The sequence below is a fragment of the Kribbella sp. NPDC050281 genome (assembly GCF_040655855.1).
Lineage (GTDB): Bacteria > Actinomycetota > Actinomycetes > Propionibacteriales > Kribbellaceae > Kribbella.
The window spans coordinates 1-11169 of record NZ_JBFAKS010000016.1 but is presented as its reverse complement, the minus strand read 5'-3'; the positions used below and the strand labels follow the sequence as shown (position 1 = coordinate 11169).

The following is an 11169-nucleotide window of genomic DNA, read 5'->3' as shown; positions in this document are numbered from 1 at the left end:
TTGACGGTCCGTGGCCGGATGCGTACGGTGTGTTCGCAGTCCAGCACCGGAAGTGACATCGAAACTTTCGGGATGAGTGAGGGGTCGCTCGGGAGCGTGGTCGAGGCATGACAGTTGACCCCTGCTGGCTCGGCACCCAGCGGCTGCCCGAGGTCACCATCCATGCGTCCGGCGCGCTGGCGCAGACGATCCGCGCCGAGCTCCGGCAGACCCGGCGGATCCGCAACGACGTGGAAGTTGCCCTGTGCACCCTTGGCCGGGTGCGCGAGACGCCTTTGTGGCAAGAGGTCGAGGCCGCGCTCCCCGATGAGGGGTTAGGAGCCGAGGGCTTCGTAGTGGCGCGACGCGGCAACAATCTCGTCGTGGCCGCCGAGGCCGGGCGCGGCCTGCTGTACGGCTACTTCTACGTGCTGCGGTACTTCGAGTGGATGACCAGCGAGTTCGTCGTGGTCGAACGGCCCGCCATCGCGATCCGGATGCTGGACCACTGGGACAACCTGGTGCCGCATCCGCGGATGGGCGCGGTCGAGCGCGGGTACTCCGGTGGATCGATCTTCTTCCGCGACGGCCGGGTCGTGGCGGATCTCACCCGGGTCCGCGGGTACGCGCGGTTGCTGGCCTCGATCGGCATCAACGCGGTGGCGATCAACAACGTCAACGTGCACGCGGCCGAGACCCGGCTGATCACCGACCACCTGCCGGACGTGTCCCGGCTGGCCGCGGTGTTCCGTGAGTACGGGATCGCGGTGTACCTCTCGGTGAACTTCGCGGCGCCGATGGAGCTCAGCGACCTCGACACCGCCGACCCACTCGACCCGCGAGTGATCCGGTGGTGGTCGGCCGCGGTCAGCCGGGTGTACGACGCCGTACCGGATCTGGGCGGGTTCGTGGTCAAGGCGGACTCGGAGAACCGGCCGGGACCGCACGTCTACGAGCGGACCCACGCCGATGGTGCGAACCTGCTCGCCCGGGCCCTGGCGCCGTACGGAGGGACCGTCTTCTGGCGGTGTTTCGTGTACGACTCCCATCAGGACTGGCGTGATCGCAGTACCGACCGGGCGCGGGCGGCGTACGACCATTTCATTCCGCTGGACGGGCGGTTCGGGGACAACGTCGTACTGCAGGTCAAGCACGGGCCGCTGGACTTCCAGGCGCGCGAGCCGGTGTCGCCGTTGCTGGGCGAGTTGCAGGAGACGCGGTTCGCGCTCGAGTTGCAGGTGACGCAGGAGTACACCGGGCAGCAGAAGGACCTGTGTTACCTCGGTCCGTGGTGGCGGGAGATCCTGCAGTTCGACACGACCGGTGCCGGTGGGGCGACTGTTGCCGGCCGCACCAAGGCGATCGTTGCTGTGTCCAACGTTGGCGACGATGCGAACTGGACCGGGCATAAACTTGCCCAGAGCAATCTGTATGCGTACGGCCGGCTCGCGTGGGATCCGTCGGCGGATCCGGTCAGCCTGTTGCACGAGTGGGCGGCGGCGACGTTCGCGATGGACGACCGGACCCGGTCGGAGCTGGTGTCGATCATGGCCGACTCGTGGCGGACGTACGAGCGGTACACCGCGCCGCTCGGTGTCGGCTTCATGGTGTCGCCGGGGTCGCATTACGGGCCGAGCGTGAACGGGTACGAGTACTCCGAATGGGGGACGTACCACTTCGCGGACCGCAACGGTGTCGGCGTCGATCGGACGGTCGCCACGGGGTCGGGGTTCACCGGGCAGTATCCGGAACCGTTGGCCGGTCGCTACGAGAGCGCCTACACCTGCCCAGACGAGTTGCTGCTGTTCTTCCACCACGTTCCCTACGACCACGTGCTGCAGAACGGGCGGACGGTTCTCCAGCAGATCTACGACACCCACTTCCAGGGGTACGACGAGGTCGAGACCATGCTGACCCGCTGGAAGGCGATCGCCGACCGGTTCGAGCCCGTCATTCGGGAGAACATCAGCACTCGCCTCGAGGGGCAGCTTGCCAACGCGCGCGAGTGGCGCGACCAGGTGAACACGTACTTCTTCCGCCTGAGCGGGATCCCCGACTCGGAGGGCCGCACGATCTATCGCTAGATCTGTCGCCGGATCTGCCGCTGGATCTACCGCTGGATCGAAAGTTTCGGGTCGAGTTGTATCGTGCTCGTTGTGGGCGAGCGGGTGACGATTGCGCAGATTGCTGAGCAGGCCGGGGTCTCCGTACCCACCGTGTCCAAGGTGCTGAACGGTCGTGCCGACGTGTCCGCGGAGACCCGGGCCAAGGTCGAGAGCCTGATCCAGGAGCACGGGTATCGACGGCGTACCAGCGGTACGGCGAGCAGTCCGATGATCGATCTCGTCTTCCACCAGATCGGTGGCGACTGGGCGGTCGAGCTGATCCACGGTGTCGAGGGAGTGGTTCGCGCCGAGGGTGTCGAGCTGGTGCTGTCCGAGTGCGGCGCCTCCCGGCGGCCGCGGCAGGAGTGGATCGAGTCGGTGCTGAGCCGGCGGCCGCTCGGCGTGATCATGGTGTTCTCCGATCTCGACCCCGACCAGCGGGCGCAGTTGGAGGCGCGGCGGATCCCGTTCGTGGTCGTCGATCCGGTCGGCGACGAGGGGGACGACGTACCGTCCATCGGTTCGGCGAACTGGAACGGCGGGCGGATGGCGACGATGCATCTGCTGAAGCTCGTGCACCGGCGGATCGGGATGATCGGTGGGCCGGTGGAGACGCTCTGCTCGCGCCAGCGGGTCGACGGGTACACGGACGCGCTGCGGTCGACCGGCGTGCCGGTTGATCCGGAGCTGATTCGCTCGGGGGACTTCGGGGTCGAGAGCGGGCATCGGGAAGCCACAGTTCTGCTGGGTCTGAAGGACCGGCCGACCGCGATCTTCGCCGGCAGCGACATGCAGGCCCTCGGCGTCTACCAGGCCGCTCGTGAACTCGGTCTCGACATCCCCCGCGACCTCTCGGTCGTCGGCTACGACGACCTCCCGGTGGCGCAATGGGTAGGCCCCACCCTCACCACCGTCCACCAACCCCTCCGCCAAATGGCCGAACTGGCCACCCGCCTGGTCCTGGACCTGGCCCGAGGCATAACCCCCGCCGCCCTCCGAATGGACCTGGCCGTACAAATGCGAGTCCGGCAATCCACGTCCCCACCTTCCAGTTAGGGTGAGGAACATGATCGTCGGCGTGGGTATTGATGTGGTCGACGTGGAGCGGTTCATGAAGACGCTGGATCGCACGCCCGGTCTGCGGGACCGTGTGTTCACGGCGACCGAGGCAGTGAAACCGCCGGCATCACTGGCAGCCCGGTTCGCAGCGAAGGAAGCTCTGGCGAAAGCTCTCGGCGCCCCAGCCGGAATGCATTGGCACGACGCCGAAGTACAGACCGACGAGACCGGCCGCCCCTGGCTCGAGATCAGCGGAACAGTCGCCGCCCAGGCCAGCCGTCTCGGCGTCCAAAGCCTGCATCTCTCCCTGAGCCACGACGCCGGCATCGCCTCAGCGGTCGTCGTCCTGGAGGGCTGAACGCATGCGTCGCGCACACACAGTCGAGCAGGTCCGCGCCGCCGAGGCCGAGCTGATGGCGCGCCTCCCCGAAGGCACCCTGATGCAACGCGCCGCCACCGGCCTCGCCGTTGCCATCAGCAACTTCCTCGGCCGCACGTACGGCGCCCGCGTCGTACTCCTGATCGGCTCCGGCGACAACGGCGGCGACGCCCTGTACGCCGGTGTCCGCCTGGCGCGTCGCGGCGCGCAGGTGACCGCCGTACTGCTCTCCTCCACAGCTCACGAAGCCGGCCTCGACGGACTGCTGACAGCCGGCGGACGCATCGGCTCGACCGACGACATCCCCGACGCGGACGTGGTGGTCGACGGCATCGTCGGCATCGGCGGCCGGCCAGGTCTCCGCCCCGACGCGCTCGCCGCGGTCGAGCTGGCAGACGAGTACGGCGTACCGATCGTTGCCGTCGACACCCCCTCAGGCGTCGACGTCGACACCGGCGAGACTCCCGAGCCGCACGTTCGCGCCGCCCTCACCGTCACCTTCGGCACGCACAAGATCTGCCACTTCATCGACCCCGCCGCCAGCGCCTGCGGCCCGGTCCACCTGGTCGACATCGGCCTCGACCTCCCACCCGCCGCCGTCGCAGCCATCCAACCCGCCGACATCCGCGCCCTCTACCCCGTCCCCACCGGCGAGTCCGACAAGTACTCCCGCGGCGTCCTCGGCCTCATCGCCGGCTCCACCCAGTACCCCGGCGCCGCGGTGATCGCCACGTCCGGCGCCCTCTCCGGCCCCCTCGGCATGGTCCGGTACGTCGGCCCCGACGAGGTCGCGGTCGAGGTCCGGTCGGCGCATCCGGAGGTGGTGGCCGGGGACGGCCGGGTCCAGGCGTGGGCGATCGGGTCCGGCCTCGGCGACGATTTCGACGTCGCGCGCGTACGCGACCTGCTCGACGCCGAGGAGCCGGTGGTCCTCGACGCGGACGGTCTGAAGGCACTCGACGACTCCGGCGACCACACCGGCGTACTCGCGACTCCGCACGCCGGTGAACTGGCCCGGATGCTCGGCGTCGAACGCCCGAAGGTGGAGGCCCGACGCCTCGAGCACGCCCGCCTGGCGGCTGAGCGCTTCGACGCGACGATCCTGCTCAAGGGCTCGACCACCGTCATCGCCGCCCCCGACGGCCAGGTCCGCGTCAACACCAACGCCACCCCGTGGCTCGCCACGGCCGGCGCCGGCGACGTCCTGGCCGGCCTGTGCGGCGCCCTCCTTGCCGGCGGCCTCAACCCCCTCGACGCAGCCTCCGTAGGCGCCTACCTCCACGCGGCCGCAGCCACCCTCGCCTCCGCCTCCGGCCCCATCACAGCCCTCGCAGTGGCCGCAGCCCTCCCCGAAGCCACCCGCCAGATCCTCCAGGGGTAGTAGCTCCCACCTCGACGATGTACGGATCAACAGGTAGTGCACCTGCGAGACGCCGTACACGAGGAGGTGCTCACGCTCAGGTGCACCATGATCCGCCCGACACCTCCTGTCGAGCTGCACGCCGCCGCGTGATGAGACCTGCTTATCCGCGCTGGAGTTTCACCATCCGGCGGATGCCTGGGTTGCCGCCCGCCGCGAAGACGACCCCACGCCGGACGCCGTCCTGGAGGTCCGCCAACGAGACGTTCACGGAACCCGGCCAGCGTTCCCAGGGCCCGCCGTCGGCGAGGAAACGCTGGGCATGGTCGGTGCCGAGCTGCTGGTCGAGGTACATGAGTGTCGCGAGGGCCTCGGGCTGGCACTGGGTGACGAAACCTTCGTCCTCGGGCGGCAGGGAGAGCGCCCGGACCAGGTAGGTGACGAGGATCCGGGCGTCGTCCTCGGTACCCAGGCTGGCGAACGCCGGACAGTAGCTCCAGCGGTCCCCGGAGGGTTCGTCGCCGAGGATGCCCCCTTCCATCACCGGCCGCAGATCCGCTCGCCGGCCGGCGGCAATGAGCCAGGTCGCGGTCAGCCGCTCACGCCACCCGGCTCGCAGCAGCAGAGCAAGATCTTCGGCCGGTGCCCGGCGGCCTGCCCGCCGTAACCGCCACTGGAACCAGCGTTGCCGAAACCGCGGCATCACGAACGCCCCGATCATGAGGTGTCGATAGCGCCGCCCCCGATGGACCCAGCGCTTTGCCGCTCTCCGGAGCCGGCGCTCGTCCTCGCCGGACCTCTCGATCATCCCCACTTGCCCTCCGCAACAGGAGCTCCACGCTCCCACAGATCATCGGGCACGAGATCACCCGGCACGAAGCGCGAGAACGTGCAAGCCACGAAGCGGGGTGGGATTGGCTGGTTGTGGGTAGGAAGGGGTTGCTGGTGAACTCCGCCGCCCTTGGAGTGTGCGCTGTGAAGCGAATTGTTGTGGTTGCTGCTCTTGCTCTGATCGCCGCGTTGCCGCTGCCGGCCCAGGCGCGAACCTCGGCCGAGGACTCGGCGGGCACGCCGTATGTGGCTGATCGGAACACGAAGATCGACGTGATGGGGGAGTGGGCCCATCCGGACGACGACACGAGCATCATCGGGCCGTGTGGTGTCTGGCATCAGCAGTACGGCGTGAAGTGTGGCGTGATCATGGTGACGCGCGGTGAGGGCGGCGGGAACGCGGCCGGTACCGAGCTCGGCCCGGACCTGGGGCTTCGGCGCGAGAACGAGGACCGGGTCGCGCACTACCGCTCCGGCACGGTGGACATCTTCAACCTGGACCGGATCGACTTCTTCTACAACCAGAGTGCGCCGTTGACGCAGTACTTCTGGGACGAGGAGGAGACGCTGCGCCGGGTGACTCGGGTGATCCGGGAGACGCAGCCTGAGGTCTACATCGGGTTCACGCCGACGCTCGCCGCGGGACACGGCAACCACCAGCAGGCCGGGCGGCTGATCTGGGAGGGCGTGCTCGCGGCCGCCGATCCGACCAAGTTCCCCGAGCAGCTGAAGGGCCCGCACGCGCTGAGCACGTGGCAGGTGAAGAAGGTCTTCTCCGGCGGCACCACAGCGGGCACTGGCGGTACGACGACCGCCGCGAACTGCACCACCGGGTTCACGCCGACCGGCCTGGACACCGTCGCGGGCGTGTGGACCGGGTACGACTCGCCGTACAAGTGGCCGGCCGGGAACGTCCAAGGCAAACCGGTCGGGACACCCAAGATCTGGCAGCAGGTGGCCGACGAGGGACGGGCCGCCTACCCGACGCAGAGCCGGGTGATGTTCAAGGACAGTTCGGTGCCGGCCTGTCCACGGTTCGGGATGACCCAGTCGTTCGTCCCGTTCCAGCCGAACGCCAGTCCAGCCGCAGGCCGCGATGACGCGATCCTGTTCGGCGCGACCAAACCTGATCCGGGCGGACTCCCACTGGGCACCTTGGAGTACCTGACGTTCGATCGCTTCTACAACGTCGCCGGTGAACCCTTCCACGCGACCGTCCACCTCAAGGCACCCAAGGGCAAGCTTGCCAAAGGCAACGTAGGCCTCCAGGTTCCGGCCGGCTGGACGGTCGACGCCCCGAAGCCGGTGCCGGCGAATGCCAGTGCCGACATCACCTTCACGGTGACCCCGTCGGCCACCGCAACAGTCGACCAGAACGCGAAGGTCGCCGCCATCTACACCACCGCGAAGGCAACCGGCTACACGGACAACGTCGTACGGATCGTGTCCGCAGCCGAGGGCCGGTTCCAGCGCTGGGGCAACTGGCAGGAGTACGACGAATGGCTGTCGACGACCGCACCGCAGGCCAACCGGCTCGGTCGGTCCCCGGCGATCCAGTCGATGGGGATCGGTCAGACGATCGACGTACCGGTCGTCGTGCACAACTGGTCCGCCGAGCCGCAGAGTGGCGCGGTGTCGCTCGAGCTCCCAGCGAACTTCACTGTCGACGCGGCCTCGAAACCCTACGATGCTCAGCCAGGCGCTGACACGACAGTCACGTTCAAGGTCACCAACACCGACACCTCCCTGCCCGCTCAGCAGAACGTGTCGATCCCGATCAAGACGACGTACGCCGGTGGTGCCGGCGGCGAGACGTTGACGCTGACGCTGGTCCCGACCACCGTGATCCCGCAGGCGACCCCAGTCGTCGACGGCAAGGCGGACCCAGGCGAGTACCCCGGTCCGACGCTCGACCTCGGCCGGATCTGGCAGGGCGCGTCCACCTGCACCGGTGTCGACGACTGTGGCGTTTCCCCAACGGGTGAAGGCAGTACGGCCAAGGTGAGCTGGTCGGACGACGCGCTGTACTTCTTCATCCACGTCCGCGACGACTACCAGTCGTACGCCGTCACGCCGGCCGAGTGCGTCGGCCACTGGCAGGCGGATTCGGTGGAGATCCTGCTCGACCCGCGCGGCAACGCGTCGGAGGCGCTGATGGACACCGCGAACACGTTCAAGCTCGGCATCTTCCCGTTCAGTCAGAGCGGCGGCCCGTGCTGGGAACGCGACGCCGACAACCACCAGGGCTACTCCAGCGGTTCGCTCGACACCGGCAACGCACCCGGCGTACAGGTCGCGTCGACCGCACAGTGGGTCGGCAGCAACGAGACGACCGTGCCGCACGCGTACGCCGGTGGCGGCTACGACCTCGAGGTCAAGATCCCGCTGGCGGACCTGCCCGCGGCGGTCGACCCGTCGCGCCTCGGTCTGAACATCACGCCGTACGACAACGACAACACGTCAGCAGCCGGCACGACGACGCTCAGGCACATCGACATGAGCACGCGACTCGGTTGGTCGGCGCTTGGGTCGGTCCAGTCCGACCCGTACCGCTGGGGTCTCGCGACTATGCCGGGCTACACGCCTCCGGCCGACCGCCCGACCACACCGGCGCCGCCCAACGTCTCCAACCCCAACCTCAACGGCGCCCTGTCACCGCAGACCATCGCGCAGTCCGCGCGGAACGGCGTACCGATCTCCGGCCGTGTTCCCACGACCGACCTCACGATCCTGTCCGCCGCACTCCGCGGGAGCAGCGTGGACGTGGTGACGAGCTCCCGCGGTAGCGGTACGGCGCGTGCGTTCCTGACCACCGGTGAGCTCGGGGCGATCCCGTTGTGGACGACGAGTTGCACACTCGCCGCGGACCCGCCACCCGACTACGGCCTGACACCATGCGCGGTCACCGACGGTGGCATCCCGCCATGGTCACCGGACATGAGCGGTCACCTGGTGAAGCAGGCGACGCAGAATGTCGTCCACGGTGTCCAGCACTGGTCGATCCCGCTGACCGCTGCGCAGCGGGCGACGCTCGCCAAGGACGGCCGACTGCTGGTCTCGTACGAGACGCCACAGAACGAGGTCCAGGCCTTCGACCTCGAACTCAGCGGACGGCGGTGAAGTCCAAGCCGCCGGCGGCGTTGCGAAGCTCGAGTCTGCTGGAGTCGATCTCGTAGGAGACCTCGCCCTTCAGACCATTCAGGAGACTGGACTCGAGCTTCGCCGCGTCACCGGCACAGGCGCGGCGAGTGGTCGCGAGCTCCCCGAAGGTCAGCGTGCCGGGAGCCTGCGCCACCATGCCCTGGAACTCGTTGCAGCCGGTCGATCCGGTGACACGCTCGCCGTTCAGCGTCATCCACGCCTTCTCCGAGCCGGCCTGGTGGGAGGCGACCTCGCCGGTGATCACGGTGTTCAACGCCCACTTGGTGCCATCGAGGGCCAGGTCCGGTTCCGCGGTCTCGCGGTCCTGCAGGGCGATCGTCGTACCGCCGGACGTCACGTTGAGAGTGTCGCCGTCGACCTTCCAGGACGGCTTGCTGGTCAGGATGCCGGACAGCCAGCCGTCCTGGTCCTGCCGGCCGGGGCAGCCCATGTCCGTCATCACCAGGCCGTCCTCCAGCGTCAGCTTGCCGTCACTGGTCGACACCTTCGACTGCATGGAGTTACAGCCCGCGTCGGCAATCAAACGTCCGTCATCGGTGAATTGGAGCCGGACCCGGGTGTTCTGGGCGAGCTGTTTCGGGGCGCCGTTCTCGGTCACGGCGGTCGACAGCCACGACTTGCCGGTGAGCGTTCCAGCGGCGGTCGACTCGTTCCCACAGGCGGTCAGGGCGAGCAGCAGACCGGCGCCGGCCACTGCGATCATCCGCATCTTCACACTCTACGGACGCGCTGGTGGGTCCGCCTGTTGCACGCTAACTGCGCGTAAAGTCGGGACGCCGGGGTTGGCTTTTCACATCACGGTTGGATAACGTCAGGCGCGTCTTACCCGCGAGAGCGAATGTGAACGCCAAGGCCGGCAGTGCCGGCCCCACTGGGGATTCAATCGAACAGTCGTGGACCACGCTGGAGTTCTGGGGCAGTCAGTGCAGGTCCGTCGAGCAACGAAGGAACCTTTTCCATGCCCCCCACCCGAACTGCCCGGAGCCGCGTGGTCATTCCAGCGGTATTCCTTGCCATCGGCGCACTCATCGCAGCGCCGATCGCCGTACAAGCGGCCAAGGGATCCCCTGAAGCAGTGACCACGGCCAGCGCCGCGGACAGCACGGTCACCGACCTCCCGAGCGTCGGACGCATCGAAACCTGCGTCCTGGACGCGAACTCCGGCTGTACGGTGCTGCACGGCTTCGGCAAGAAGCCCGTCGCCATCACCGCCACGGCCTCCGGACCGGCAATCCTCTCGATCGACCCGAGCCGGACCGATGACAAGTCCTACCGGCTGCGTGCCCTGCGCTACGACGGCAACAGGTACCGCGCCGGCACCAAGCTCACCTATACCGCGCACTACGACTTCGTCGCGGCACCGGCACAGCCGACCACCCCGACGCCGACCCAGACCACCACCCCGACGAAGCCGCCGACCAGCACGCCGACGACCACGTCGACCCCGACGAAGCCGCCGACGTCGACCCCCACGACGACGGCTCCGACGACCACAGCGCCCAGTACGGCGACACCGACCTCGTCTCCGGCGGGCACCTGCACCAAGCCGTCGTTCCTCACCACCTCGACGAACAACCAGGGTGACGGGCGGACCTTCGGCGCGTACTACGTCCACAACAACATGTGGAACAACGACAACGGCACCTACACGCTGGGCGCCTGCAACTACAACAGCTGGTACGTCGAGGTCACCCAGCCGCTGCCCGGCGACAAGGGTGTTCAGGCCTACCCGAACGTGCACAAGGACTACAACGACGTCGCGTTGTCGAAGATCCAGTCGGCCAAGTTCGCGGCGACGACCCCGGCCAGCTGCGACGGCTGCATCTACAACGTCGCGTTCGACGCGTGGATCGGCGACGGCCTGAACAACGAGCTGATGATCTGGACCGAGAACAAGGGCCAGGTCCCGGCCGGCCGCAAGGTGGGCACCGTGAACTTCGGTGGCTTCACCTACGACGTGTGGCACGAGAGTGGCTACACCGCCTACGTGTCGCAGGTGACGCAGAAGTCCGGCACGATGCCGCTGGCGAGCTTCTTCACCGACATGGTCAACCGTGGCTGGGCGCCGAAGGCGACGACCTGGCAGGTCGACTACGGCATCGAGGTCGTGTCCACCGCCAACGCCAAGAAGCGGTTCGACTTCACGGACTTCTCCATCCAGGAGAACTGAGCCGCAGGACCGGATTCGCCCTCGCACGACAGCACGTGGCCGCCCCGCCCCGCCCCGGGGCGGCGGCCGCCGTGGGGAGGGTGGGGGGGGGTTCGGGGTGGTGATGATAGACAACGACAAGAAC

General features: G+C 68.1%; 8 protein-coding genes. 6 read left to right on the top strand and 2 right to left on the bottom strand.

Annotated features, from left to right (window positions below; genetic code table 11):
* Nucleotides 1-107: 107 nt before the first annotated feature.
* From AB0I34_RS18820 to AB0I34_RS18805, 4 genes are all read left to right on the top strand, one after another.
* Nucleotides 108-2063, top strand: a complete 1956-nt coding sequence (locus AB0I34_RS18820; protein WP_360446575.1) for an alpha-glucuronidase — start codon at nucleotides 108-110, stop codon at nucleotides 2061-2063.
* Nucleotides 2064-2135: 72 nt separating this feature from the next.
* Nucleotides 2136-3140: a LacI family DNA-binding transcriptional regulator gene (locus AB0I34_RS18815; protein ID WP_360446574.1), complete on the top strand. Its 1005-nt coding sequence runs from the start codon at nucleotides 2136-2138 to the stop codon at nucleotides 3138-3140.
* 10 nt (nucleotides 3141-3150) lie between these two features.
* Complete coding sequence (locus tag AB0I34_RS18810) at nucleotides 3151-3501, top strand: holo-ACP synthase (RefSeq protein WP_131360863.1); 351 nt, start codon at nucleotides 3151-3153, stop codon at nucleotides 3499-3501.
* A 4-nt stretch (nucleotides 3502-3505) separates the two neighbouring features.
* Entirely contained in the window at nucleotides 3506-4903 is a 1398-nt protein-coding gene (locus AB0I34_RS18805; RefSeq protein ID WP_360446573.1) for an NAD(P)H-hydrate dehydratase, read from the top strand.
* Nucleotides 4904-5045: 142 nt separating this feature from the next.
* Here the strand turns inward: AB0I34_RS18805 and AB0I34_RS18800 are convergent, their stop codons facing one another.
* Entirely contained in the window at nucleotides 5046-5690 is a 645-nt protein-coding gene (locus tag AB0I34_RS18800; RefSeq protein WP_360446797.1) for a DUF6000 family protein, read from the bottom strand.
* A gap of 167 nt (nucleotides 5691-5857) precedes the next feature.
* Between AB0I34_RS18800 and AB0I34_RS18795 the strand changes: the two genes are divergently transcribed.
* Nucleotides 5858-8833 carry a PIG-L family deacetylase gene (locus AB0I34_RS18795; protein WP_360446572.1) on the top strand — a complete coding sequence of 992 codons (2976 nt, stop codon included), beginning with the start codon at nucleotides 5858-5860 and terminating at the stop codon, nucleotides 8831-8833.
* On the opposite strand, the gene AB0I34_RS18790 is transcribed toward AB0I34_RS18795, so the two are convergent.
* Complete coding sequence (locus AB0I34_RS18790; RefSeq protein WP_360446571.1) at nucleotides 8817-9584, bottom strand: META domain-containing protein; 768 nt, start codon at nucleotides 9582-9584, stop codon at nucleotides 8817-8819. The two genes, AB0I34_RS18795 and AB0I34_RS18790, sit on opposite strands and share 17 nt — an antisense overlap.
* A 279-nt stretch (nucleotides 9585-9863) precedes the next feature.
* On the opposite strand from AB0I34_RS18790, the gene AB0I34_RS18785 reads away from it, so the two are divergent.
* Nucleotides 9864-11045 (top strand): hypothetical protein, encoded by a 1182-nt coding sequence (locus AB0I34_RS18785; RefSeq protein WP_360446570.1) that lies wholly within the window; start codon nucleotides 9864-9866, stop codon nucleotides 11043-11045.
* Nucleotides 11046-11169 lie beyond the last annotated feature (124 nt).